Source organism: Peribacillus sp. B-H-3, assembly GCF_048572925.1.
Classification (GTDB): Bacteria; Bacillota; Bacilli; order Bacillales; family DSM-1321; genus Peribacillus.
Genome location: NZ_CP183879.1, coordinates 1325622 through 1350203, shown reverse-complemented (window position 1 = coordinate 1350203; position 24582 = coordinate 1325622). Strand labels below are relative to the sequence as shown.

General features: G+C 40.8%; 26 protein-coding genes. 14 read left to right on the top strand and 12 right to left on the bottom strand.

Annotation, left to right across the window (positions count from 1 at the left end; translation table 11 throughout):
* Nucleotides 1-169 precede the first annotated feature (169 nt).
* Nucleotides 170-409 (top strand): YhdB family protein, encoded by a 240-nt coding sequence (locus tag ACN6MY_RS06670; protein WP_419883264.1) that lies wholly within the window; start codon nt 170-172, stop codon nt 407-409.
* Between the two features lie 387 nt (nt 410-796).
* On the opposite strand, the gene ACN6MY_RS06665 is transcribed toward ACN6MY_RS06670, so the two are convergent.
* The 3 genes from ACN6MY_RS06665 to ACN6MY_RS06655 all read right to left on the bottom strand — a co-directional run bounded on the left by ACN6MY_RS06665 (nt 797) and on the right by ACN6MY_RS06655 (nt 4812).
* Nucleotides 797-1342, bottom strand: a complete 546-nt coding sequence (locus ACN6MY_RS06665; RefSeq protein WP_419883263.1) for an NADPH-dependent FMN reductase — start codon at nt 1340-1342, stop codon at nt 797-799.
* A 41-nt stretch (nt 1343-1383) separates the two neighbouring features.
* The gene (locus ACN6MY_RS06660) at nt 1384-3114 is read right to left on the bottom strand and encodes a phospho-sugar mutase (RefSeq protein ID WP_419883262.1); all 1731 of its coding nucleotides are present in this window, start codon (nt 3112-3114) and stop codon (nt 1384-1386) included.
* 150 nt (nt 3115-3264) lie between these two features.
* The gene (locus ACN6MY_RS06655; RefSeq protein WP_419883261.1) at nt 3265-4812 is read right to left on the bottom strand and encodes a GNAT family N-acetyltransferase; all 1548 of its coding nucleotides are present in this window, start codon (nt 4810-4812) and stop codon (nt 3265-3267) included.
* A 728-nt stretch (nt 4813-5540) separates the two neighbouring features.
* Here ACN6MY_RS06655 and ACN6MY_RS06650 point away from each other — a divergent pair.
* Together ACN6MY_RS06650 and ACN6MY_RS06645 are read left to right on the top strand one after the other, a co-directional pair.
* Nucleotides 5541-5978, top strand: a complete 438-nt coding sequence (locus ACN6MY_RS06650; RefSeq protein WP_419883260.1) for a disulfide oxidoreductase — start codon at nt 5541-5543, stop codon at nt 5976-5978.
* Nucleotides 5975-6445 carry a thioredoxin family protein gene (locus ACN6MY_RS06645; protein WP_419883259.1) on the top strand — a complete coding sequence of 157 codons (471 nt, stop codon included), beginning with the start codon at nt 5975-5977 and terminating at the stop codon, nt 6443-6445. Before ACN6MY_RS06650 ends, ACN6MY_RS06645 begins: the two co-directional genes overlap by 4 nt.
* Before the next feature lie 172 nt (nt 6446-6617).
* Here the strand turns inward: ACN6MY_RS06645 and ACN6MY_RS06640 are convergent, their stop codons facing one another.
* The gene (locus ACN6MY_RS06640; protein WP_419883258.1) at nt 6618-7037 is read right to left on the bottom strand and encodes a DUF5365 family protein; all 420 of its coding nucleotides are present in this window, start codon (nt 7035-7037) and stop codon (nt 6618-6620) included.
* 225 nt (nt 7038-7262) lie between these two features.
* On the opposite strand from ACN6MY_RS06640, the gene ACN6MY_RS06635 reads away from it, so the two are divergent.
* On the top strand, nt 7263-8159 hold the full coding sequence (locus tag ACN6MY_RS06635; protein ID WP_419883257.1) for an RluA family pseudouridine synthase: 897 nt from the start codon (nt 7263-7265) through the stop codon (nt 8157-8159).
* A 73-nt stretch (nt 8160-8232) separates the two neighbouring features.
* Here ACN6MY_RS06635 and ACN6MY_RS06630 read toward each other — a convergent pair whose 3' ends face one another.
* From ACN6MY_RS06630 to ACN6MY_RS06620, 3 genes are all read right to left on the bottom strand, one after another.
* Nucleotides 8233-8487, bottom strand: coding sequence for a GlsB/YeaQ/YmgE family stress response membrane protein (locus ACN6MY_RS06630; RefSeq protein ID WP_071351352.1), 255 nt, complete (start codon nt 8485-8487; stop codon nt 8233-8235).
* A gap of 43 nt (nt 8488-8530) precedes the next feature.
* Complete coding sequence (locus ACN6MY_RS06625) at nt 8531-8785, bottom strand: GlsB/YeaQ/YmgE family stress response membrane protein (protein WP_419883256.1); 255 nt, start codon at nt 8783-8785, stop codon at nt 8531-8533.
* A gap of 641 nt (nt 8786-9426) precedes the next feature.
* Nucleotides 9427-10257 (bottom strand): aldo/keto reductase, encoded by an 831-nt coding sequence (locus ACN6MY_RS06620; RefSeq protein WP_419884097.1) that lies wholly within the window; start codon nt 10255-10257, stop codon nt 9427-9429.
* Between the two features lie 357 nt (nt 10258-10614).
* Between ACN6MY_RS06620 and ACN6MY_RS06615 the strand changes: the two genes are divergently transcribed.
* The 5 genes from ACN6MY_RS06615 (at nt 10615) to ald (ending at nt 15901) form a co-directional block, all read left to right on the top strand.
* Complete coding sequence (locus ACN6MY_RS06615) at nt 10615-11232, top strand: DUF47 domain-containing protein (RefSeq protein ID WP_071351350.1); 618 nt, start codon at nt 10615-10617, stop codon at nt 11230-11232.
* 14 nt (nt 11233-11246) lie between these two features.
* Nucleotides 11247-12245 carry an anion permease gene (locus tag ACN6MY_RS06610; RefSeq protein WP_419883255.1) on the top strand — a complete coding sequence of 333 codons (999 nt, stop codon included), beginning with the start codon at nt 11247-11249 and terminating at the stop codon, nt 12243-12245.
* A gap of 132 nt (nt 12246-12377) precedes the next feature.
* Nucleotides 12378-13631: a helix-turn-helix domain-containing protein gene (locus tag ACN6MY_RS06605; protein WP_419883254.1), complete on the top strand. Its 1254-nt coding sequence runs from the start codon at nt 12378-12380 to the stop codon at nt 13629-13631.
* Between the two features lie 47 nt (nt 13632-13678).
* On the top strand, nt 13679-14509 hold the full coding sequence (locus ACN6MY_RS06600) for an EcsC family protein (protein ID WP_419884096.1): 831 nt from the start codon (nt 13679-13681) through the stop codon (nt 14507-14509).
* Between the two features lie 258 nt (nt 14510-14767).
* Complete coding sequence (gene ald / locus ACN6MY_RS06595) at nt 14768-15901, top strand: alanine dehydrogenase (protein ID WP_419883253.1); 1134 nt, start codon at nt 14768-14770, stop codon at nt 15899-15901.
* A 124-nt stretch (nt 15902-16025) separates the two neighbouring features.
* Here ald and ACN6MY_RS06590 read toward each other — a convergent pair whose 3' ends face one another.
* The gene (locus ACN6MY_RS06590; protein ID WP_419883252.1) at nt 16026-17399 is read right to left on the bottom strand and encodes an FAD-binding oxidoreductase; all 1374 of its coding nucleotides are present in this window, start codon (nt 17397-17399) and stop codon (nt 16026-16028) included.
* 147 nt (nt 17400-17546) lie between these two features.
* On the opposite strand from ACN6MY_RS06590, the gene ACN6MY_RS06585 reads away from it, so the two are divergent.
* Complete coding sequence (locus ACN6MY_RS06585) at nt 17547-17882, top strand: phage holin family protein (protein ID WP_419883251.1); 336 nt, start codon at nt 17547-17549, stop codon at nt 17880-17882.
* A gap of 165 nt (nt 17883-18047) precedes the next feature.
* On the opposite strand, the gene proC is transcribed toward ACN6MY_RS06585, so the two are convergent.
* A complete protein-coding gene (gene proC, locus ACN6MY_RS06580) occupies nt 18048-18860 on the bottom strand; it encodes a pyrroline-5-carboxylate reductase (RefSeq protein ID WP_419883250.1) in 813 nt (270 codons plus the stop codon).
* Nucleotides 18861-19027: 167 nt separating this feature from the next.
* On the opposite strand from proC, the gene ACN6MY_RS06575 reads away from it, so the two are divergent.
* Nucleotides 19028-19654 carry a DNA-3-methyladenine glycosylase gene (locus tag ACN6MY_RS06575; RefSeq protein ID WP_419883249.1) on the top strand — a complete coding sequence of 209 codons (627 nt, stop codon included), beginning with the start codon at nt 19028-19030 and terminating at the stop codon, nt 19652-19654.
* Between the two features lie 29 nt (nt 19655-19683).
* Here the strand turns inward: ACN6MY_RS06575 and ACN6MY_RS06570 are convergent, their stop codons facing one another.
* Complete coding sequence (locus ACN6MY_RS06570; protein ID WP_419883248.1) at nt 19684-20352, bottom strand: SOS response-associated peptidase; 669 nt, start codon at nt 20350-20352, stop codon at nt 19684-19686.
* 218 nt (nt 20353-20570) lie between these two features.
* Between ACN6MY_RS06570 and ACN6MY_RS06565 the strand changes: the two genes are divergently transcribed.
* On the top strand, nt 20571-21491 hold the full coding sequence (locus ACN6MY_RS06565) for an aldo/keto reductase (protein WP_419883247.1): 921 nt from the start codon (nt 20571-20573) through the stop codon (nt 21489-21491).
* A gap of 263 nt (nt 21492-21754) precedes the next feature.
* On the opposite strand, the gene yhbH is transcribed toward ACN6MY_RS06565, so the two are convergent.
* Entirely contained in the window at nt 21755-22921 is a 1167-nt protein-coding gene (gene yhbH / locus ACN6MY_RS06560) for a sporulation protein YhbH (RefSeq protein WP_419883246.1), read from the bottom strand.
* Between the two features lie 261 nt (nt 22922-23182).
* Between yhbH and ACN6MY_RS06555 the strand changes: the two genes are divergently transcribed.
* Nucleotides 23183-23731: a YdcF family protein gene (locus tag ACN6MY_RS06555; protein WP_419883245.1), complete on the top strand. Its 549-nt coding sequence runs from the start codon at nt 23183-23185 to the stop codon at nt 23729-23731.
* Nucleotides 23732-23762: 31 nt separating this feature from the next.
* Here ACN6MY_RS06555 and ACN6MY_RS06550 read toward each other — a convergent pair whose 3' ends face one another.
* On the bottom strand, nt 23763-23945 hold the full coding sequence (locus ACN6MY_RS06550) for a hypothetical protein (RefSeq protein WP_419884095.1): 183 nt from the start codon (nt 23943-23945) through the stop codon (nt 23763-23765).
* Between the two features lie 125 nt (nt 23946-24070).
* On the opposite strand from ACN6MY_RS06550, the gene ACN6MY_RS06545 reads away from it, so the two are divergent.
* Nucleotides 24071-24277, top strand: coding sequence for a hypothetical protein (locus tag ACN6MY_RS06545; protein ID WP_419883244.1), 207 nt, complete (start codon nt 24071-24073; stop codon nt 24275-24277).
* The last annotated feature ends 305 nt before the right edge of the window (nt 24278-24582 follow it).

Genomic DNA, 24582 nt, shown 5'->3' with positions numbered 1-24582 from the left:
AGTCCATTTTTTTATATAAGAAAAATCCCTGACCGAAGTATCACTTGATCATCTTTATTCTGGTAAATAGAAACAACACCGGTACAGCACAATCTCCACATTTTGTATGGGAATGCAGAGTGAGGTTCCGGAACAAACTACAAATAGCTCCTTTAAGGAGGAGATACAAATGAACAAAACAGATTATGACAGGGCGCTGTTTTATACACACCGTTCTGAATGGGATAACCTGCTTATACTTATGGTGCGGACAGAAGACCAATTTCTTTCAAAGAAAATAGAGCGTTTCCTGCACGCTTATCACTTTGAACATGACTATAAGGTTGTTGAGAATTATTTATATAGCCTTCTCCGATATTTAGATCATGCAGCAGAAATGTCTTCTCAGGATTTATACCTGTATGGATAAGCAATAAAAATAATTGGCTACACGTAGTTTTTGTTAAGTGGTAATATTTATGCGGAAACTCTTGAGGGTTTTACAATTGGCTGGTAAACCTTTACCTGTGAGACAAGGAAAGAGCTGACAAGTTTATTGTCAGCTCTTCTTTTTAATTCAGTAAGTAACGGCCTTTACCTCTAATAGCAAGGCTGTTTTCGAATTGCTATGGAACAAGGTGGTTATTTTCGCTCCAGGATGCTCGCTTTCCGCGGAGCCGGGCGGTGAGCATCCTCGGCTGAGCCTGCGGGGTCTCACCTGTTCCGCTAATCTAAGCAGGAATTTCGAAACCTTAAGCTCCAATCAACCTGACTTAACGATGTGATCACCTCTCAGAACACAATAAAAAAACAATATTTAAAGAAAAGAGTCTATTGATTCCTTCATGGATGAATACACCTTTACATACAGCTTCAGTTCATCCATAAGAGCGGCAGCCAGTAAAGCCGGATCCGGATTTAGCGTGTCATTTTCATAATCGAAGCAGTGAGGGTCGAGCACAAGCTGCTTAGGGATTACATTGGCATAAAGCCCCCTTGCAACGGTTCTCATGTTATTCAGTGCATTGATTCCACCTTTGCCCCCGCCTGCAACAACCAGCAGGGCCACAGGCTTATGAGAGAATTGCTCGCTTCCCAGAAAATCGAGCGCATTTTTCAATGCACCGCTCATTCCTGAATGATACTCTGGGGAAGCCAGGATAATTCCGTCCGCTTCTCCTGCTGCCTGACGAAGGCGTTTTACATCTTCATTCTGCAGCTGCTCGTCTTCTCCGCTGTATAAAGGCAGTACTGCAGTGCTTAAATCAATAATTTCCGCCTGCAGCTTTTCAGCAATAAATCGTGCGGCAATCCCTGTACGGCCTTTCTTGCGGGGTGAACCTCCAATAACCAATAATTTCATGATAATTTCTCCCATCGGTGCAGTTTGTCGCTTTTCTATGATTAAATCAGTTTATTAATCTTTGACATAAAGTCTTCTATAACCCCTGATAATTTATTCTCTGCTTCTTCCATACTTGATCCCTGGACGCCAAAATAAAATTTAATCTTTGGCTCTGTGCCTGATGGACGGAGGCATACCCACGTTCCATCCTCAAGGAAGTATTTAAGTACATTGGATTTAGGAAGCGTAATGTTTGTTCCTTCATTATTCTCCCAGGAAAATCTTTGGCTGCTTAAATAATCCTCGCTCGTCACTACATTTTTCCCTGCAATTTCTTTTGGCGGATTTTCACGGAATTCATTAAGTATGCCCTGAATCTGGGCAGCCCCATTTTTCCCTTTTAGAGTCAGTGACCGCAAGCCTTCCATGTAGAAGCCATATTTCCTGAATACATCCTGCAGGCCCTCATACAAGGTTTTACCCTGCTTTTTATAATATGCACAAACCTCTGCTGCCAGGATGCTGGCCTGAATGGCATCTTTGTCTCTTGCAAAGTCCTTAATCAGATAACCATAGCTTTCTTCATAGCCAAATAAAAAGGTCTTTTGGCCCGTACGATGGAACTCGCTGATTTTCTCTGCAATAAATTTGAACCCTGTAAGGACGTCTATAGTTTCCAGGCCATAAGAGCTTGCTATAGTCCTTCCTATTTCTGATGTAACAATTGTTTTAAGGACGGCTCCGTTTTCAGGGAGGGTTCCTTTTTCTTTCTTTGAAGCAAGCAGGTAATCCAGCATAAGAGCGCCAGTCTGGTTTCCTGTCAGCACCGTATAGTCGCCTTCAAGGTTTTTAACGGCAATTCCCAAACGGTCGGCATCAGGATCTGTTGCAATCAGGATGTCTGCTGAAACTTCTTTTCCAAGTTCAATCGCCATTTCGAAAGCGGCGTGTTCCTCAGGATTTGGTGAAGCAACCGTAGAGAAGTTTGGATCTGGCTTTTCCTGTTCTTTAACGATATGGACATTTTTGTATCCTAAATCCTTCAGTGCACGCCTTACTGACTTATTCGAGGTGCCATGCAAAGGAGTAAATACAATATTAATATCCGTTTCAGACGAAAGGTCCTGGTTTTCAGGAAGGGTAAGCAGTTTGGCATTATAGGAGGCATCCAGCTCTTCCCCTATGATTACAATAAGCCCCTTTTCCATCAAAGCGTCTTTCTCTTCGACCTGAAGGATTAATTCATTTTCTATTTCATTGATATATCCGATGACTTTATCTGCAGCTTCGAGGCCAAGCTGTGCCCCGTCCTCTCCGTAAACCTTGTATCCATTATATTCAGGTGGATTGTGGCTAGCCGTGATGACAATACCGGAAACAGCATTTAGTTCCCGCACAGCAAAGGACAATTCCGGTGTCGGCCGCAGTTCATCGAATACATATGCTTTAATGCCGTTTGTAGCAAGCGTCTTTGCTGCCTCCATAGCGAATTCAGGAGACTGGTGCCTGGAATCAAATGCAATAACAACGCCTCTTTTTTTGGCATTCTCACCGAATGAGTGAATATACCTGGCAAGTCCAGTGGTTGCTTTACGGACAGTGTATATGTTCATCCTGTTTGTCCCTGCGCCTATTTCCCCGCGCATTCCGCCTGTGCCGAATTCCAGATTTTTATAAAATGCATCCTCAAGCTTTGCATCATCGTGCTTCATTTCCTGAAGCTTTTCACGAAGATCTGAATTTAAGTTTTGATAACCTGCCCATGAAGAATAGAGTTCTTTCCATTCCAATGTCCTCAGCCCCTTATTTATAAAATTTATTATTTTATGTATATTTTAAAAGGTATCATAATCTAACTAAATTGAGAAGGCACTTACAGGCCAGCCATTCTTTAAAATGTTTCTTTCCTTAAAGAAAACAACTGGCCCTCAGCACTTTCTTTATTTAAGGCCTGACTGATATTGAATTTTATAGATATCATGCCTTCTGTCCTTAAGCTGCCTTACTGTGCCGGATTGCCTTTGGCGGCGCAGTATTTCAAGATCCACATCCCCGATCAGAACCATTTCCAGATTCGGATTTGTTTCCCCTACTATTCCATCACGTGCAAATTCAAAATCTGACGGAGCGAAAATACCGGACTGCGCATATTGGATATCCATATTTTCAGTTTGGGGGAGATTTCCGACAGTACCTGAAATAACTGTGTAAATCTGGTTTTCCACCGCCCGTGCCTGCGCACAATAACGAACCCTGAGATATCCCTGGCGATCTTCTGTACAAAAAGGAGTAAATATGATTTTCGCTCCCATTTCTGTGGCAATACGCGCCATTTCAGGAAATTCGATGTCATAGCATATCTGGATGGCTATTTTCCCGCAGTCAGTATCGAATACCTTGACCCGGTCTCCGGCATTGATTCCCCACCATTTTCTTTCATTCGGGGTAATGTGAATTTTATACTGTTTCTCAATCGTTCCGTCCCTGCGGAATAAGTAGGCAATGTTGTAGATATTTTCATCATCTTCTTTGACAAAGTGCGATCCGCCGATAATATTTACGTTATATCGGACTGCAAGGGTAGTGAACAATTCGATATATTGTTCCGTAAAGTCCGTCAGTTTCCTGACTGCCAGACTTGGTGTACGCTCATTCAAGAAAGACATCAGCTGTGTTGTAAAAAGCTCGGGAAAAACAGCAAAATCAGCGTTTGCATCTGAAGCAACATCGGTAAAATATTCGACCTGGCTGGCAAAATCCTCAAACGAATTAATCTGCCTCATCATATATTGGACCACACATATCCTGACCGGTTCTGAGGTTTTAAAGATTGTCTTTGTTTTGGGATGGTAATCCACATTGTTCCATTCCATGAGCGTTGCATACTTATTGGATTGTATATCATCGGGAAGGTAGTTAGGGTTAATCCTCATTAAAGTAAAGCCATTTAAAAGCTGGAATGATAAAACCGGGTCATAGATTTTATGCAGAGAAACTTCTTTTACATATTCCCTTGGTAACATTTCATCAGCATGTTTATGGTAATTAGGTATCCTTCCGCCAATAATGATACTTTTTAAGTTTAATTCTGCTACTAGTTCTTTTCTGGCTTCATAAAGCCGCTGGCCGATTTTCATGCGGCGGAAATCGGGATGAACCATAATTTCAATTCCATACAGATTATATCCATCCGGATTGTGATTCGTAATATAGCCGTTGTCTGTTACATCATCCCATGAATGGCGATCATCATATTCGTCAAAATTTATGATCAAACTGGAGCAAGAGCCAATTACACGGCCATCATATTCGGCGCAAAATTGGCCGTCAGGAAAAATATCCAGGTGGCTTTCCAATTGCTCCCGTTTCCATGGAATCATTCCCGGAAAGCAAGCCTCCTGCATAGCAATAATTTCATCTATATCACTGTGCTTCATTTTCCTTATTTCCATAATTTTTTCAAATTTATGCAAATCAAGCTTAGTCATTATGTGCAGCTCCTTTTTATGTAAACCAAAATCAATATGTTTTACCCTTTTTGGCGGAAGGCCAAACGAATAAAGTGAAACTTAATTAAGAAATGGACACTGATTCCATGGCAAAACCCTATCTGGTCATATACATAGGAAGCCCTATTTATACTGCATTTATTACACACGGGTATTTTTTAAAAGAGACAGCCAGCTTAAGAAAGTCTTTTTCCCTTATGAAACCCAAAGTAATATAATACAGCTGTGAGGTTCCATGATGCATGGATGGCGCCAACAGCAAAATCCCAGGGAAATATATTGTATTGTACTATATTACTTTATATTAATTCAGAAAACTTTGACAGCCCTCGGTACTGTAACATTTTTAAGCGTCAGCTATTATCATGCCTATAACAAAAATCTGTTATCTATTCTTTTGGAATAGGGTTTATTAACCTTGCTGTTGATTTCCGCTCCAGACGCAAGACTCCTGGGGCGTTCGCCAAGCTTGTGGGGTCTGGCCTGTAACGCTAAATCTCCCAGGAGTCAAGCGAATCCACTCCAATCAACAAAGCATGTTTTTAGCAGGCCCTCCTTCCCCGCATTCTTGATTCGCATGAATAAACCATCCATTTATGATTTAAAATTCCCTTACCAATCCTGTCTGTAATAGGCACATTTATTTTACATATGCCACCTTTGCATACTATAATTTTTAATAGAAAATAATATTAGGTGGAGAAAAAATGAATTTCAAAAAAGGCAATAAAGATTATCTCCTTTTCCTGGCTTGGATCTCAGCAATTATTGCCATGTTTGGCAGTTTATATTTTTCTGAAATAAAACACTTTGAACCATGCAAGCTGTGTTGGTATCAAAGGATCCTTATGTATCCTTTTACTCTGCTTTTAGGTGTGGCAGTCGTCAAAAAAGATTATCACATCGTTTTTTATACAATGATACTTTCAGGAATAGGCATGTTCTTGTCAGCTTATCATTTTTCTATTCAAAAAGTTCCTTTTTTCACGGAACACGCTGCATCCTGCGGCAGAGTTTCCTGCACAAGTGATTACATCAATTGGTTCGGCTTCGTAACCATCCCGCTGCTTGCCTTGATAGCCTTTGTAATCATCTTCACTTGCAGTGCTGCGGTATGGAAGCTCAACAGGGAGGATGCTTCATGAAGAAATTTGCCATATTTCTACTGGTTGTCCTGGCTTTGTTTATCACAATCAGCCTTATCAGTTCCATGCAAAGAAATGAGAGGTCTGAAGGCAATCCCTATGGCAAAAAAAATTTGAAACCTGCAACAATAGGCCAATTAAAAGATCCTAATTACCAGAACCTGATTTTGCCGGATGAATTAAGCAAAAAATTAAAGGATCACGAAAATACGGTGGTTTATTTCTACAGTCCAGACTGTAAGGAATGTATCAAAACTACACCGGTTGTTGCGCCCTTGGCAGAAAAAATGGGCATCGACCTTGTTCAATACAACCTGCTGGAGTTTCAAAGCGGCAGGGAAAAATATCATATTGATTCAGCACCAGCCGTTATTTATTATAAAAACGGGGTTGAACAAGACAGAATTACTGGGTATAACGGAGAAAAAGAGTATATGAAATGGTTCGAAAAAAATAAAATAGAATAGAGCGCCGTCCAGCATAAAGAGGCTGACTCAAGGAGTCAGCCTCTTTACAGCGCTTGTAAATTCAGTAAATAGTCTTTAAAATAGGGCTTTGTTAAAGTAAATGGCTGATTAATGAGGCGAACGCCGCCCCTCTGCTTATATGAGCATTGGGGCATGGAGCTTTTATCCAGACTTAAATTAAGTACTGGTTGGCAGGCTCACAATTCATCGTTAATGCGATTTCATTTTCCTTACATTTCAATGATGTGAAATTATCTAAGAAAAACGGAAAGAAAATGCCGGTATCATTTAATAAAGATATATTGCGCATAAATAAAGCCGCTGACTGTTTATCTAACGGAAACGGGCTCTGCTTTTCTTTTTTTTCCAGAATAAATTGAATTACCTGAAGGCAGGTCATCACCTGATAAGCTTCTTTTAACGTTCCGCAATACGTAAAGCAATTTTTTTCAACCTGAAGAACTCCAATTTCTTGAAAATGGAGGATTTCATCAAAATGAAAATATTTGGGAAAAATGGAGCTGTAAAAGTAAGAGACCAATTTTCCAATTTCCTGTTCTTGCTCAGAGGTTGAAGAATAAACAATCTTCACAAAAAAACCACCTTTTACATCGTATAGACCTATGTTATTCATCGGTTTAAACTTCTATATCTTTACAATAGAATATCATATTGTGATTAAAAAGACGGTGGTAATTATACCCACAAAAGGAATTTAAATAGGTCTAACGGAGTGATTTTTTACCGAATTAAGACAATAATTATGTCATATCTTGTCGAATTATTGATAATAATGTCGAATTTAGGAGGATATTCAATGAATATTACCAGAAAAAGGAGCAATCTAGTAATAACTATTCCAGATAAATGGAATAATTTAACAATGGATGATTTTTTCCGTACGGCCCTTCAGGCTCCCAAAAAGTTAATACATCAATGGAGAATGAGCAAAAACGTAACCTTAAATGATGTCCCCGTTAAATGGTCTTCCATACTTAAGGAAGGCGATGAACTAAGCATTCCCGTTTTTGATGAAGAGATAGAAAATCCAGTCGTACCAAATGATCTTGGCATTTCAATTCTTTATGAAGATGACCACCTCTTAATAGCCAATAAACCCGCAGGAATGGATACACATCCTTCAAGCGAAGAAATCTCAAACACTTTGCTAAATGGTGTTGCTTATCATTTAAAGGCCACTGGACAGAATTGCATAATAAAGCATATTCACAGATTGGATAAAGATACTACCGGTGCTGTCATATTCGCAAAAAACCGCCTAGCGGGAAGCATCCTTGACAGGATGCTTGAAGCAAGGGAAATATCGAGAACATATCTTGCAATAGCAGAGGGCTTAATAGAAGGAGAAAAGGGAACAATCCGAAAGAATATTGGCCGGGATCGGCATCATCCGACAAGGAGAAGGGTTTCTCCATCGGGACAAGCTGCCGTTACCCATTATAAAGTGGAAAAAAGATGGCCAGATAAAAAAATGACGTTAATCAGCTGTACACTTGAAAGCGGACGGACTCACCAGATTCGTGTTCATTTAAGCTCAATAAACCACCCTTTAGCAGGCGACGTATTATATGGAGGAAAAAGAATTTTCCCCCGCCAGGCACTTCATGCACGAAAAGTAACTTTCATACACCCTTTAACGGAACAGGCTGTAGATTGTGTTGCTCCCTTCCTGGATGTGCCTCCTATTTTCTAGCCATGCAGCTTTTTAGCAGCAATAGCCAAAAATCAGAAAAAAAACCTTCCCGTTTTAGGGAAGGCTTTTTTTGTTAAGACGCTCTTCTGGTTCCTCTTAAGATCATGCTTAAGATGAAAACAAATACAATGGCGCCAATTAATGCTGGAATGATGGCAAAGTTTCCGACAACCGGACCCCAGTCTCCCAAGATAAGTGAACCTAACCATGCACCAATGAAACCTGCAATGATGTTGCCGATAATGCCAAACGGTACGTCACGTCCAACGATCATGCCTGCAAGCCAGCCTATAATTCCTCCGATGATTAATGACCATAAAAATCCCATTTTATATTCCTCCTTAAATTGTTTGTTTTAATTGTTTATTTTGTTATGAAGCTCTTCTAGTTCCTTTTAAGATCAAACTTAAAATGAATACTAATACAATTGCGCCGATTAATGCTGGAATAATAGCAAAGTTTCCAACAACTGGACCCCAGTCTCCCAAGATTAGCGAACCTAACCATGCACCAATGAAACCAGCAATGATGTTGCCGATAATGCCAAACGGTACGTCACGTCCAACGATCATGCCTGCAAGCCAGCCTATAATTCCTCCGATGATTAATGACCATAAAAATCCCATTTTGTTTCCTCCTAAAAATTATTTTAGTTTTTTTAATTCAATGTATAGTGTTCAAGAAGCTGGAGAGAGATTATCTCTTTTGCCCCTGCTCTTACGGCTTACTAAGAAATTGAAGTCTTTAAAGTTTTAATAAGTTATAATGCCATTTTTTGGAATAATGAACTCTAAGTATTTTTTTTAATGCTGCGATCTTATTTTTCACCTTTTTGTTTTTTTCATTCATTCGTTTCTTCCGGTATCGTTCACCTTCCTTCTTTCCATATTTCTTAGTTGCTTTCTCCGCCGCTGTATTGGTTACTTTCCCCCTTTCTAAATGGATAAAACATTTTTTTTCGAATAAAAAAATGTATATTAATTTTGAATATTCTTTTTAAAACTGGGTATTAGTAGTAAGTTGTGAATAGGTTTTGTATTTTTATACAAATTTCTACATAAAAAAAGGGAAGCTAGAATGCTTTCCTTTTAGGCCATATATTTAATAGCTCTTTTCTTATAGATTGTTGTTTAGAGTTCTGGGATGCGATCCCATTGTTCAATAGGGTCCGAAGAAGGCTCACCTCCCGCCCCGCGGAAAGCGAGCATCCTGGAGCGGAAGTCAGCCACCTTGTTCCACAGCAATAAAGTTTACGAAAACAGCCTATTTAAAAAATAAATTCATCAGGATTTTTACTGAAGCGTTCATTCATGTTCAGTGCGTCTATTTTATTCATCTCTTCCATACTTAATTCAAAATCGAATACTTGGGCATTTTGTTCAATCCTTGATGGTGTTACTGATTTAGGGATGACAACAATGCCATGCTGGAGATGCCACCTGATAAGGATCTGTGCTGGAGTCTTGCCGTGTTTCTCTGCAATGTGATTGATTGTCGGCTCTTCCAAAAGATTTCCCTGGCCGAGCGGTCCCCATGCTTCTACTTTAATGTCATGCTTTTTACAAAACTCCCTTATTTCTTCCTGGGAGAGCCGGGGATGAAGTTCAATTTGATTAATTACAGGCGTTACTTCGCTGCTGGCCATCAGGTTTTCTAAATGGTGTATATGGAAATTGCTCACTCCGATTGCCTTGACACGCCCGTCATTGTAAATTTTCTCCAATGCCTTCCATGTGTCAATATACTTGTCTTTGCCCGGCCAATGGATTAAATACAAATCCAGATATTCAAGGCCAAGCCGTTTAAGGCTGGCATCATAGGCTGCAAGAGCAGAGTCATAGCCCTGGTCATCATTCCAGACCTTGGATGTAATAAATAACTCTTCACGCGGAATCCCGCTTTCTCTGATTGCTTGTCCTACACCTTCTTCGTTTCCATAGATAGAGGCAGTATCAATCGCGCGGTAACCAGCCTCAAGGGCTTTTTTTACAGATTCAACAGTCTGATCTCCATTTTCCACCTTAAAGACCCCAAAGCCAAGCTGGGGCATTTCTACTCCATTATTCAGCGTAACCGTTCCTTTAATATTATTAATCATCATCAATACCCCCTTTTTTGATTATGTTTTATTGTACATGGACAGGAATAATTTTACTAACCATATGCCCTGCAAACTTTCTCTTTCAGCTGCTCCAAGCAGAACCCCAGGACAAAAAGCTGTCATAATCTTTGCAGGTCTAGAGCAAGCTAAAAAGAGTACCCACTGGGAGATATACATACAAATTTGAAGGATGTTTATTAATTTTTTCAATTTTCTTTATTTGGTTTGTTAAGATTTTGTAAATTTTCGTCGAAATCACTACCACATGACTGAAAAAATTCGTTACAATAAACTCGCAAGTCATGCGGCAATACTTTGCCTGCATATATGCTTGATAATAATGGGGGTCTTGAAATGGTATTCAAATCAAAGGACAAATTTGCAATTCTTCTTAATAGTATTTCTTCAAACATTAAGGAAAGCGCCGATTTCTTTGCTGATTTTAAACTGAACAATGTCAGCGACTTAAAAGTGTTTGCTGATAAAATGAAGGATTATGAACATCAGGGCGATACATATGTTCACGATATCATCAAGGAGCTTAATAATGCATTCATCACACCAATCGAACGCGAGGATATTCTCCTTTTAGCCATGAACATGGATGATGTTCTGGATGGATTGGAGCATACTGCAGCACTATTCGAAATGTACTCCATCATCAATGCTGATGAATATATGCTGAAGTTTGTCGATGCAATCAAAAATTGTGCGTATGAAATTCATGCAGCAGTAGTTACACTTTCAACTAAAAAGCTGCAGAACATTCGTGAACACGCAATCAAAATCAAGGATCTCGAATCTGTTTGTGACGGCATTCAGCGCCAGTCCATCAAAAACCTCTTTACTGTAGAAAAGGACCCTATCCGGATTATCCAGTTTAAAGAGATTTATGAAAACCTTGAAGAAATCGCCGATTATTGCCAGACAGTGGCCAATACACTTGAATCTATTATCATGAAAAACGCTTAAGGAGTTCTCCATACATGGATACTTTATTTGTTTTAACTATACTGATTGTTGTTTTCGCGCTTGGCTTTGACTTCATAAACGGTTTTCATGATACAGCAAACGCAATAGCAACATCCGTTTCAACCAAAGCCTTAAAGCCAAGACATGCAATTATCATGGCTTCCATCATGAACTTTATCGGAGCCATGACATTCACAGGAGTTGCCAAAACAATCACCAGTGACATCGTTGATCCCAATAAGCTTGGCCATGGCTCAGTTGTTATCCTTGCCGCTTTAATAGCAGCGATTGCCTGGAATCTTATTACTTGGTATTACGGCATACCCAGCAGCTCTTCACATGCTTTGATCGGTTCCGTTGCCGGAGCAGCAATTGCAGCTTCAGGATTCGGAATAATTAAATGGACCGGTTTTATTAAAATTCTTGAAGCTCTAGTTATCTCCCCTCTTCTGGCTTTTGGAGTCGGGTATCTTATATACAGCATTTTCAAAGTTGTATTCAAGAACAATAACCTTACAAAAACAAATAAAAGATTCCGTCTTATTCAAATATTGACGGCTGCTATTCAGTCCTACTCACATGGAACGAATGATGCACAAAAATCGATGGGTATCATCACCCTTGCCTTAATCTCTGCAGGAATGGTTAAAAGCACTGATATTCCTTTATGGGTCCAAATTTCCTGTGCGGCTGCAATGGGTCTTGGCACTTCTATCGGCGGCTGGAAAATCATCAAAACAGTCGGCGGCAAAATCATGAAAATCCGCCCTGTAAATGGTGTAGCTGCCGATATTACTGGAGCTGCCATCATTTTTGGAGCAACCTTTATCCACCTGCCTGTCAGTACAACCCATGTTATCTCTTCATCCATTCTTGGTGTAGGTTCTGCACATAGAATAAAAGGAGTTAAATGGGGCACTGCAAAGCGCATGGTGATTACATGGTTCATCACGCTTCCAATTTCCGCAATGCTAGCAGCAGCCATCTACACAATTTTAAATTTAATCTTTTAAAAAAAATCCATTCTGAATTGTTCAGGATGGATTTTTCTAAATGTCCCATCTATTCTTCCATGGCTATTTAGAGATTTTTTTATGATTAATTCCCCAAAATAGATTAAAATTTTAGTAAGGGGGATTTTAAAAATGAAGAATTCCAATAAAAACAGAGATATTTTTAAAGGGCTGTTTGGTGATTTAATGGAATTCGCTGACCGTATCAGCTCGGTACTGGGGTGTCCTGTCACAATTGAAGATAATAATCACCGCCTGCTTGCCTACAGCATGCATGAAGATACGACTGATAAAGCGAGAATTTCCACAATCATCGGAAAACGCGTTCCTGAAAAAGTTATCAACAGTCTTTGGAAGGAAGGAATCATTCCAGCCCTTCTTAAAGAAGATAAACCGATAAAGGTGCAGGCAATTACAGAAGTCGGACTTGGCAGCAGAGCTGCCGTTAGCATACGCAAGCAAAATGAAGTACTCGGATTTATATGGGCACTTCAAGTGGATAGGCCTTTTTCAGACGCTGATTTAGAATTTTTGCAGCAGGCAGCCAGAGAAGCAAAAAACCAGCTGCAGCAGCATCATTTAAAGAAGAAACAGCTCGAGGCCGGGAATCAGGAGTTTCTTTGGCGCTTATTAACTGGCCACTTTAAGGACGAAGAAGAAATTCAGGAACATCTGTCACATTTTCCGCTGCAGTCTCCTTATGAACTTTCTGTCATTGTGTTTGAATTTCCTGAAGAAATTACCAGAGATATTGAACGGAATATTTCTTATATGCTTTTAACAACACAGAAAACGAAGGTGTACTATTATACCCTTGATCAAAACAAATTAATTCTGCTGGCAGGGTCAGAAAAAAAAGAAAATTTCATCTCTTCTCTTTATGAATTTGTGCCTTATTTCATCATGGAAATGGAAAACCGTTTTGCAGTAAAAGATATTATGGGTGCAGCAGGAAATGTTTATCAGCTTCTATCCCATTCTATGCACAGTTATCAGGAAGCCCTTTATACATTGAAGATGAAACATGCATTCCCAAAGGATACAGCGGACATGATTCTTTATGAGCAGCTGGGCATCTTTAGGACCTTGGACTATTTAGTCAGCGGAAAGCACAACCTGCAGGAGCATTCTTCCCTTGCATTGTTAAAGGAATATGATGCAAAAAATGCCACTGGCCTGCTTGAAACCCTTTTAATATACTTAGAAAAAGATTGCCATCCCAATGAAGCGGCTAAGTCGCTGCATGTACATGCAAATACCCTGAATTACAGGCTGAAACGAATTTCTGAGGTGGCACATATTAACCTCCGTGATCCGCTTCAGAAAATGTCATTGTTTCTGCATCTTAAAACGGAACAATATAAAGAATTTCTTATGAAACCATAACCCTTTGCCATATCAAAATTTCAAATAAAGGAATGATGGACGACGTGATAAGGGAATCGACGGAACAGTTAAACGAAGAACTTAGAATTATTGAAAAATGGGAAAAAGCACAAAAGGGATTATGGTTTTGGGAAAAAATCGGCAGGATCCCCTTCAAGCTTCTGGATAAATTCACGCCCGCTTTTATACAGAAAAAACTCGGCGTCCTGCTGGATGAGCTGGGCAGCTTCGTACAGACAGGCGGCCAATATCTGACAAAAGAAAAGCATGTTCTCCATAAAATGCAAATTCAGATGCCAGATGCGGTTTTCACTTCTATTAGCGATATACAAAATGTCCCGCTGTCTGTTATGAAATCAGTCAGTGATGATCTTAATGAATCAAGCAAACAGCTGGCCGCCATACAGGGTGCATCAACGGGAATTGGCGGTGTTTTCACACTGGCAGTCGATATCCCGATTCTGCTTGGCCTTTCTTTAAAGACTATACAAGATACAGCCATTGCGTACGGTTATAATCCTAAAGTGAAAAAAGAAAGAATCTTTATCGTAAAATGCATGCAATTTGCTACAGCAGATACAGTCGGCAAGGAAGCAATATTAAATGAGCTTTCTTCATATTCTGATGCAAGAGAATCTCAAGCCATGATGTCACAGCTTCAAGGGTGGCGTGAAGTCATTTATACATACCGCGACCAGTATGGATGGAAAAAATTATTGCAGATGGTCCCCGTTGCAGGAATGATTTTTGGTGCATTTACAAACAGGTCCATGATAGCTGATATCGGCGAAACAGCAGGCATACTGTACCGTAAACGCAGAATCATGGAACGACTTGCTGATAGGCACTCAAATATTGCGGATGCAGCCGGAAAATAAGCTTCCTTTTAGATGTCAGCTGTGCATCTGCCATCAAAAAGGCTTCCGGATATAAACAGTGACAGCTTCCATAATGCTTATCCGGTGAATGATCTGCATGGAGCTTTCAGAGACTTTAAGTAACTATACGGAAGGGTCATTTGTGGAATTCCACAAATGACCCTTTTTTGATTTTCTGTTTTCTACAAACAAAGATTGAAGTTTTATGCTTATAATTTTTGTACAAAGGTTGAAATTTTTTCTTGGGGGTATTTAATCATGCGTATTGGGATTCCAAAAGAAATAAAAAATAATGAAAATCGTGTTGCCATTACTCCTGCTGGCGTTGTTGCTTTAGTGGAAGCTGGCCATGAAGTGTATATTGAAAAAAATGCAGGTTTAGGAAGCAGCTTTTCAAATGAAGCATATATCGCGGCTGGCGCCATCATTACGGAGGAAGCTTCAGACGTCTGGACAACAGCTCAAATGGTCCTTAAAGTTAAAGAGCCTATTGCCAGTGAATATCAATATTTCCGCAAAGATTTAATTCTATTCACCTATTTGCACCTTGCAGCAGAACCGAGCCTCACTCAGGCATTGAAAGACAGCGGTATTTTGGCGATTGCTTATGAAACCGTTTCCGTAAATCGCACTCTGCCGCTATTGACTCCTATGAGCGAGGTTGCCGGCAGAATGGCAGCACAAATCGGCGCCCAGTTCCTAGAAAAGCCTCAGGGCGGAAAAGGAATCCTCTTAAGCGGTGTACCTGGAGTTAAAAGAGGCAAGGTAACAATCGTGGGCGGCGGTGTTGTCGGCACGAACGCTGCTAAAGTTGCGATCGGGCTTGGCGCAGATGTGACAATTATCGATTTGAGCCCAGAGCGCCTTCGCCAGCTGGATGACATTTTCGGAAACCAGATTACCACCCTGATTTCCAATCCATACAATCTGGCTCATGCTGTTGCTGAATCAGACCTTGTTATCGGTGCTGTTTTAATTCCTGGTGCCAAAGCACCTAAACTGGTCACTGAAGAAATGGTAAAAGCGATGGCGGACGGTTCCGTTATCGTGGACGTGGCCATTGACCAAGGCGGTATTTTTGAAACAGCCGACAAAATCTCAACGCATGATAATCCTACGTACGTGAAACATGGCGTTGTTCATTATGCTGTTGCAAATATGCCAGGTGCTGTTCCCCAGACATCTACGATCGCCCTGACAAATGTAACAATCCCATACGCACTGCAAATTGCTAACAAAGGCGCAGTACAGGCAATCAAGGATAATGCAGCTCTTGCTCAGGGAGTGAATGTAGCCAATGGCGAAATCACATTCGAAGCCGTTGCATCCGATCTTGGCCTGCAATATGTCAGCGTTGAAAAAGCTCTATTCAGCGAAAATATCAACGCTTAATAAAAGACTGCAGACATCTCCTGTAAAAGGAGCCGTCTGCAGCTTTTTTTTATTATGGAATATTATTTGCATTTAAGCTGCCCAATATTAGCGGTTTGGGCAGCTTTCTCCATCAAAAATTTTATTAAACGTCTTCCTCGAAAATCTTTCCCGGATTCATGATGCAATTCGGATCTAATGCCCTTTTGATGCTGAGCATGACATCATAGGCATTTCCATGCTCCCTGCGCTGATATTTGATCTTGCCCATACCGACTCCATGCTCTCCCGTACAGGTCCCGCCTTTAGACAAGGCGTACTCGACAATTTCTTCATTTAGTTTTTTGGCTTCCATAACTTCTTCGGGATTTTTGAGATCAATCATGAATAACACATGGTAGTTGCCATCACCCACATGGCCTACAATGGCTCCTTCAATGTTTGAAGAATCAATTTTTCTCCTTGTATCGCTGATTGCAGGAGAAAGTTCATCCAAAGGAACACTAACATCCGTCACCATTAGTTTTTTTCCTGGAGAACTATGAATAAAGGAGTAGGCGAGATTATGCCTTGCCTCCCAAAGCTCATTGCGGACTTTAGAATCTGTTTCCAATTGAATGTCACGGCAGCCAAGATCTTTCACGATTTCCCTTGCAAAAGCAACATCCTGATCCAATCCGGCACGGTTTCCATGAAACTCCAAGAATAAGGTTGGTTTTTCTTCATAAGAAGCATTCATATATTTATTAACCTGCACAATGGACTGGGCGTCCACAAGCTCGATCCTTGCAATCGGTATACCGGCCATCATGATTCCATTGACCGCTTCCACTGCCTGGGCAACAGAAGGAAACGAGGCCCTACCTGCCGCTGTTACTTCAGGAATGCCGTACACCTTCAAAGTAAGCTCAGTAAATACACCTAGCGTCCCTTCTGATCCGACAAACAAACCGTTCAAATTCAAACCAGAAGAAGACTTGCTTGCAAGCCCTCCTGTATGTATAATCTTCCCGTCAGCAAGCACCACCTCAAGATCTCTCACCTGATCTCTCATGATGCCATATTTAACAGATGTGGTACCGCTTGCATTTGTTGCAGCCATGCCGCCGATCGTTGCGTCTGCACCTGGATCAACAGAGAAAAACAACCCATATTTTTTTAATTCCTTATTAAGCTGCGTTCTTGTTACACCAGGCTGAACCTTAACCAAAAAATCCTGCTCCCTCACTTCGAGCACTTTATTCATCAGTGACATGTCTATGGATATGCCTCCGCGGTAAGGGATAACATGTCCTTCAAGGCTTGAACCGAGCCCGAACGGCACGGCTGGAATATGATGTTCATTTGCAAAACTTAAAATCCTGCTGACTTCATCTGCATTTTCCGGAAAAACGACCACATCCGGCAAAGCTGGGGTATGATATGACTCATCTCTGCTATGCTGTTCCAAAATCGTTTCATTTACCGATATCCTGGATTCATTGAAAATTTCCTGCAAGCCTTTTAAATAATTTGCCATTGCTGTTCCCTCTTTTCATTGCTGTATTTCTTTTTTGTATAATTATTTAGAATATTTCTTCATATTTATGATAACAAATCGACTCAACAATGTTAATTAAATTTGACTGCAGGATTCCGCCATTTAAAACTGCGAGGAGGAACTATTATGAATGCACTGTTTCGTTTTTTAGTGAATGGCCTGCTATTAATGGCAATTGCCTGGCTGCTTGATTCAATTTCAGTCGATTCCTATATCACAGCTTTGATTGCTATCTTTATCTTAGGCATCGTAAACCTTATTGTTAGACCGGTTTTGCACCTGATTTCACTTCCTATTACCATTCTTACTTTCGGACTTTTCTCCTTTGTCATTAACGCTGCTGCCTTTTACCTCACCTCCTATTTAGTCAGCGGCTTTGAAGTCACTTCCTTTTGGGGAGCCTTTATTGGCTCATTGCTTTTAACCCTCGCCCAAAGCATTTTGGTTAAAAAAGATACATGAATATGAACGATAAAAAAACACATGCCGGATTTATATGGCATGTGTTTTTTTGCATAGTCTGTTTTCGTAAGCTTTGCTGCTATGGAACAAGGTGGTTGATTTAACAATGGTTTCGGCTCGCAGAACTCATTAATAAACAACAATCTTTAAGAAAAGAGCCTTTGCTTAACAATTATTAGAATAAGATTTGCTTTTCTGGGTGCAAACCTTCATGGCCTCTAAAACAGCCGACCGGAAACCGTTCTCTTCAAGAGCTGCAACCGCTTGAATGGTAGAGCCTCCAGGCGTGCATACATCATCTTTTAGCGCACCGGGATGCTTATCTGTATCCAGCACCATTTTGGCTGCACCTAAAACGGCCTGTGCAGCCATTTTATATGCCTGCTTCCTTGGAATGCCATCCCTTACGCCCCCATCCGCCAGCGCTTCGATAAACATGTACACATATGCAGGCGAAGAACCGCTGATTGCAGGAATGGAATCCATCAGGCTTTCCTCTACAAGCTCTGTTTTTCCAAAGCTGTTTAAAAGCACCTGTACATATTCCAGATCGGTTTTTGCAACTTCACCATTTATGCACATTGCAGTCATCCCTTCACCAACAAGGGATGGGGTGTTCGGCATAGTACGGACTATCTTCACCTTTTTGCCAAAAAACTGCCCGGCCATATCGAGAGTGATGCCGGCAGCAATTGTAATGATAACCGTATGATCCTGGATAACTTCTTTAATTTCACCGATAATTTGTTCATGAAGTGAAGGCTGAACCGCTAAAAATAATACATCTGAACCAGCGGCAATTTCTTTATTATCAAGGGAAACCCCGACCTTGAATTTCTCCTTAAGCATTAACAAGGTAGCTTCGTTTGCAGTGCTCACTGTTATTCGGCCTGGCTCTGCTGCTTTAGCATCAATCAGTCCGCCAAGAATGGCCTGCCCCATTTTCCCGCACCCGATAAATCCGATTTTTTTATCCATATATCCACATCCTGCTTCTATTAGCTTTTTACACTTATTAATATAGCCTAATGCACTAGCCGTTACTACTCTATCCGAATTTCTCTGTGATGTACAGAAATTCAACAGTGTTTTTTTTATACTAAAAAGGGAAATTTACAAACATAAGTACCCAAGGAGGTTTTTACATGAAAAAAGAATTTTTGCTTCAATCATTGCTTCAAGAAGAAATAGAACCTTCTCCTCTTCATCCGCAGTTCTTTCAAAAACCCACTCTGGAGCTAGCACAGGAGTTGCTTGGGTGCCTGCTTGTTAAAGAGACTCCAGATGGGACAGCTTCAGGATTTATCGTTGAAACAGAAGCATACATGGGGCCTGGGGACCGGGCTGCGCATAGCTACAATAACCGGCGGACAAAACGAACTGAAATCATGTTCGGGGAATCTGGATTGATCTATACTTATGTGATGCATACCCATACTTTAGTCAACGTTGTTTCAGGGGGAACAGAAACTCCTGAAGCCATCCTCATACGCGCTGTGGAGCCTTATGAAGGAATTCCCCTTATGCAGCAGCGGAGAGGCCTGGAGGACGTCAGGAAGCTGACAAACGGTCCGGGCAAATTAACAAAAGCACTCGGCATCACCATGATGGATTATGGAAACAGTTTTACAGACTCTTCCCTTTACTTATCCCCCGGCATCAAACCTGAGATGATTTCTGCAGGCCCGAGAATCGGCATTGATAATTCAGGTGAAGCAAAGGACTACCCATGGCGATTTTGGATCTCAGGCAGCATGTATCTCTCGAGATAGCAGATAGCCTGTCCCTTTCTCAAGGCAGACTATAATGAATTGATAATTTCCTTCCCCTCATTTTTTGCATAATTCACCATGGCCGAAATCGGGTAGGCTTCCATTTTTGAAGAATCATAGGGCAGAAGCATGGATGTCAGCACCTCTGCTCCTGATTCGTCAGAATTCAGCCATGCATCTTCATTTTCCCGTGTCAATATGACCGGCATGCGGTGATGTATTTCCTTCATCAATTGATTAGCTTCTGTCGTAATGATTGTACAGGTTTTTAATATTTCCCCTTTATGCTCCCATTCATCCCACAGCCCCGCAAAAGCAAAAGGTTCTTTATTTTTTAAAGTGATATGATACGGCTGCTTCCTGTCTTCTTCTTTTTTCCATTCATAAAAACCGTCTGCGATGATTAAGCATCTGTTTCTTTTAAGGATATTCTTAAATGACGGCTTTACATCTATGGTTTCTGCACGCGCATTGATCATTTTATAGCCGATTTTCGGATCCTTTGCCCAACCTGGCACCAAACCCCACCTGAAAAATGTTCCTGCATTTTGTACTTCACCATCCCTGGCCACCGCGAAAATGTCCTGTCCCGGTGCTATGTTATACCGCTCTTTCATTTTCAATGCTGGTGCATTATTAAGCTGGAACCGCTCCGCAATTACCTTTAGTTCTGAAAAGAGATTATATCTTCCGCACATTCCTGATTCCCTCCTGTCGTCCTGATACCGTAAATATACCCCATATCGCCCCTCCCTATAAAGTGCTTTATGCTGTTCGTTTCAGTACCCTCCTTGTTATTATCAGGCTTTGTTATATTTGCCTGCTGATTTACGCTGCAGTACAAGACTCGGCATTATTAAAACGCTTACTGTCCATGTTATAATTTAAGAGAAAATCATGATTCAGGGGTGAAAAAATGAAGTACAGAACTTTAGGCAAAACGAATTTGGACATTTCTGTTATTGGATTAGGCACCTGGCAGTTTGGCGGAGAATGGGGCGTAAATTTCACCCAGTCAGACGTAGACAGTATATTGGAGGCAGCACAGAATGAGGGAATCAACTTCATCGATACTGCAGAATGCTATGGCGACCATTTATCTGAACGTTTTATCGGTGACTATCTGAGACGCAATAAAAGGGAAAACTGGATTGTCGCCACGAAATTCGGCCACCATTTTCACGGAAACTTTGACAGGACAAGACATTGGGACGCTTTTGATGTCCTGAATCAGCTTGACTCTTCATTAAAGTCGATGAATACAGATTATATTGACCTTTATCAGGCACATTCCTGCACAGATGAAGAATTTAATAATGATAAATTATGGACGATGCTGGATAAGCAAAAGCAGGCAGGCAAAATCCGCTGCCTGGGCATTTCGCTGCAGCAAAATAACGACAGCTACCAAACAGCTAAGGCAAAGGATGTCGGTGCAGATGCCATACAGGTTGTATACAACCGCCTGGAACGCGCTCCTGAAGAGTCCATTTTTCCCTTAAGCATTGAACAAAACTTGGGTGTGCTTGCACGTGTTCCTTTAGCAAGCGGATATTTAAGCGGCAAATACAAGCCTGGTGCTTCCTTTGAAAGCAATGATGTCCGTTCAAGACACGATTCTGAGAAAACTGCAAAACTTTTGAAAGAAGTGGAGGAAATCGCGAAAACAGAAGTTCCTGAAGGGGTATCCATGGCTTCCTGGGCACTTGCCTGGTGCCTGAAGCACTCCGCTGTGACCAGTGTCATCCCGGGATGTAAGAATCCTGAACAAGTTGCTCTGAATGCTAAAGCAGCTGATCTTGCTGCTGCGGAACATCCTCAAAATGTTTCCAGCTGATTACGAGGAGAGGACCTCATCTAAGAGCCTTTCTTTTTGGCTCTTTTCTGCGGGACTATCCCGCATTATTCAATCGGGTTGATTTGAGCGTAAGATGCGAGCCTCTTGCAGGATTAGCGGACTCCTGAACGGAAATCAGCCATCTTGTTCCTGGCATCAAAGTCTTCGAAAACAGCCTTCTTTTTTTCTGCCCCTAAGTTCGGCCTGCCATGATCATGAAAAAACCCCGGCAGCCAGCATCAGTGCTGGCGCCAGGGGTTTTTCTATACATACATTCCTGACTCTTCCTTCTTAAAGAAACTTCTCATCGCATGAAAAACATCTGCTTTTTGTTTTAGAATATAATGGCGGAATTTTTCGTTATTAATATTTTTATAGGCAGTCATCAAGGTGGAATGCCTGTTGTATTGATTGACCTCACCGTACCCGAACATATTGGATACCTTCATCAGTTCATTTACAAGCTTTACACATCGTGCATTATCAGAAGTCAGATTATCTCCGTCGGAAAAATGGAAAGGATAAATGTTGAATTTATCAGGATCATATTTATAATCAATAAGTTCTAAAGCTTTTTTGTACACGGAAGAGCAAATGGTTCCCCCGCTTTCGCCTTTTGTAAAAAAGTCTTCCTCCGGCACAATCTTCGCCTCCGTATGATGGGCAATGAACTCAATTTCAACGGTTTCGTATTTAGTGCGCAAAAAGCGGTTCATCCAGAAGAAAAAACTGCGGGCCATGTACTTTTCCCATAATCCCATTGAACCAGAGGTGTCCATCATAGCCAGAACAACTGCCTTAGATTCCGGCTTTTCGACTTCATTCCATGTCTTAAATTTGAAATCTTCCTTAATGATTGGATGAAACCCGGGTTCTCCGCTTAATGCATTCCTTTTAAAAGCTGTAATCATGGTCTTTTTTTTATCGATATTTCCCATTAGCCCTGTTTTCCTGATATCATTGAATTCAATATGCTCCAGTGTATGTTCATCAGGATCCTTTTGCTGAAGATTGGGAAGTTCAAGCTGGCTGAACAGGGCCTCTTCTATTTCAAGCATGGATACTTCTGCTTCATAATAGTCTTCCCCCGCCTGGTCACCGGCTCCCTGGCCTTTGCCTGGCCCCTTTTCTGCAGAGCCGTCACGGGCTACTACATCTCCTACCTGGCTGTCTCCGCTTCCTTGGCCTACATGCTTATTTTTATCATAATTATAGCGAATTTTATATTCATCCAATGACCTTATTGGTATTTTCACAACATCCCGCCCGTTTGACATTACGATGCTTTCTTCAGAAATCAGGTCGGGCAAATTATTCTTAATTGCTTCCTGCACCTTTTCCTGATGCCTTTGCTGATCATCAAAGCCTTTACGGTGGAGGGACCAATCTTCCCGCGAAATGACAAACTGATGGTTATTCTCTTCCGTCACTGTATTCCCCTCCTTAAAAATTTTGCACATTTTCCATTTCACAGCATACGCTATGGTAGTGTGAGCTGAACGCTCTGCTTACTGAATTATATGGATTGCCTTCGTCCTTGGCGTTGTAGTGTAGAGTATTACTTCATCTTATGCAGGGACAGAGAATAATTTACAAAAAATTTTGACAATATTTGTTTACCCATGTCTATAGACAAGCTTTACCATATTTTTGTAAGATAAATATATGGAGCTGCAAAGGAGGATCATTTTATGAAGCCATATGATTGCATTACTGATTTTATATTTTATGAAACTGAGATAGAAAAAGCTGATTTAATTTTAATACCGGGAAGCCGCCAGAAAAGGCTCATGGAAAAAGCGGCCTTTCTATATTCGGAAGGATACGCGCCTCTTATTCTGCCATCCGGAGGGTACCAGGAATCATTGAAAGGGACAGAGTGGGAGTTTCTGAGGAATATAGGAGTGTCGCTTGGAGTGCCGCAGGATGTTATTTTAAAAGAAGATAAAGCAAGAAATACGTTTGAAAATGCCCGTTATTCCTGGGAAGTTGTGAAACAGCATTCACTGCAGCTCAAAAAAGTGATTCTTGTCACAAAGGCATTTCATTCGCGAAGGGCACTTATGACATACCAAACAGTTTTTCCTGAAACCATTAAGTTCATGGTTTGCACAGTCCCTGACTATGGAAATATCACAAAGGATAACTGGCACAGTGAGGAAAAGAAAATTCGTGTGGTAATGAACGAAGTAGTGAATATCGGCAATTACTTTCCGGATCATATAAAAAAATGGTCATAAAAAAAAGCCTCGCCATACTGAGACTTCAGGTTTATTTTCCCTCTTCCGATTCGTGCTGGACCGTCCCGGGCCGCTTACCCCACTCTTTTAATTCCTCGTTTGTCCTTAAGTGCTCCATCTGCTTGCCAAGATCCTTCATTTCCTCCAGGTTCTGAGCCATTGAGCTGTTTTCAGGAACATAATCTTTTTTAACTTCATCCTTCAAAATAGCCACCTCCATTTTTAACCTACCCTGTTTGTTTCTCTTTTAAACAGCTGAAATTCCCCGATGCCCTGCACATACCTTTCATATTTGCGGGTATATATAACTACAAGTTGATATAAAGGAGAATGAATGAAATGCAAACTGCCGCAATTAGTCTGAAGCATGTAATAACAGAGAGCTCCATTCAAAATCTGGAGAAATATTTATCGGGCCAGGATGGAATAGAGAGGGCGCTGCTGGATATTAATAAAGGAGAAATTATCATTGACTATAACAATGAAATAATAACGCTAAGTCAAATTCTGTCTCTCATTGAACATCAAGGGCTGTGTATATCATAAAGTCTGACCCGCTTTTGGAATATAAAGAAATTGCTGATGCTTAAAAAAGAACCCTATAGAGTAGACCCTTCAGAAAAAGTCTACCTATAGGATACTTTTTTGTATAATTAATAAAAAAAGGTGATTGGAGAAATCTAAATGTTGGTGTATTTATTCACTCTGAAAGGAGTAATAATACTAGGCCAAACATAGGAATCATTCTTTGGACATTTTATAGACGAATCATAAATAAAACCGTGTGAAACATTGGCAGTAATAAAGAAAATATAAGGTATATGATCTACTACAACTACTGCAGATATCAA

Coding starts and splice junctions, on each gene's coding strand:
- ald (WP_419883253.1), top strand. CDS start 14,768: ATGCGTATTGGGATTCCAAAAGAAATAAAAAATAATGAAAATCGTGTT.
- ACN6MY_RS06620 (WP_419884097.1), bottom strand. CDS start 10,257: ATGATTAATAATATTAAAGGAACGGTTACGCTGAATAATGGAGTAGAA.
- proC (WP_419883250.1), bottom strand. CDS start 18,860: ATGGATAAAAAAATCGGATTTATCGGGTGCGGGAAAATGGGGCAGGCC.
- ACN6MY_RS06585 (WP_419883251.1), top strand. CDS start 17,547: ATGAATGCACTGTTTCGTTTTTTAGTGAATGGCCTGCTATTAATGGCA.
- ACN6MY_RS06655 (WP_419883261.1), bottom strand. CDS start 4,812: ATGACTAAGCTTGATTTGCATAAATTTGAAAAAATTATGGAAATAAGG.
- ACN6MY_RS06625 (WP_419883256.1), bottom strand. CDS start 8,785: ATGGGATTTTTATGGTCATTAATCATCGGAGGAATTATAGGCTGGCTT.
- ACN6MY_RS06555 (WP_419883245.1), top strand. CDS start 23,183: ATGAAGCCATATGATTGCATTACTGATTTTATATTTTATGAAACTGAG.
- ACN6MY_RS06610 (WP_419883255.1), top strand. CDS start 11,247: ATGGATACTTTATTTGTTTTAACTATACTGATTGTTGTTTTCGCGCTT.
- ACN6MY_RS06635 (WP_419883257.1), top strand. CDS start 7,263: ATGAATATTACCAGAAAAAGGAGCAATCTAGTAATAACTATTCCAGAT.
- ACN6MY_RS06665 (WP_419883263.1), bottom strand. CDS start 1,342: ATGAAATTATTGGTTATTGGAGGTTCACCCCGCAAGAAAGGCCGTACA.
- ACN6MY_RS06615 (WP_071351350.1), top strand. CDS start 10,615: ATGGTATTCAAATCAAAGGACAAATTTGCAATTCTTCTTAATAGTATT.
- ACN6MY_RS06590 (WP_419883252.1), bottom strand. CDS start 17,399: ATGGCAAATTATTTAAAAGGCTTGCAGGAAATTTTCAATGAATCCAGG.
- ACN6MY_RS06565 (WP_419883247.1), top strand. CDS start 20,571: ATGAAGTACAGAACTTTAGGCAAAACGAATTTGGACATTTCTGTTATT.
- ACN6MY_RS06650 (WP_419883260.1), top strand. CDS start 5,541: ATGAATTTCAAAAAAGGCAATAAAGATTATCTCCTTTTCCTGGCTTGG.
- ACN6MY_RS06645 (WP_419883259.1), top strand. CDS start 5,975: ATGAAGAAATTTGCCATATTTCTACTGGTTGTCCTGGCTTTGTTTATC.
- ACN6MY_RS06670 (WP_419883264.1), top strand. CDS start 170: ATGAACAAAACAGATTATGACAGGGCGCTGTTTTATACACACCGTTCT.
- ACN6MY_RS06575 (WP_419883249.1), top strand. CDS start 19,028: ATGAAAAAAGAATTTTTGCTTCAATCATTGCTTCAAGAAGAAATAGAA.
- ACN6MY_RS06570 (WP_419883248.1), bottom strand. CDS start 20,352: ATGTGCGGAAGATATAATCTCTTTTCAGAACTAAAGGTAATTGCGGAG.
- ACN6MY_RS06630 (WP_071351352.1), bottom strand. CDS start 8,487: ATGGGATTTTTATGGTCATTAATCATCGGAGGAATTATAGGCTGGCTT.
- ACN6MY_RS06545 (WP_419883244.1), top strand. CDS start 24,071: ATGCAAACTGCCGCAATTAGTCTGAAGCATGTAATAACAGAGAGCTCC.
- ACN6MY_RS06605 (WP_419883254.1), top strand. CDS start 12,378: ATGAAGAATTCCAATAAAAACAGAGATATTTTTAAAGGGCTGTTTGGT.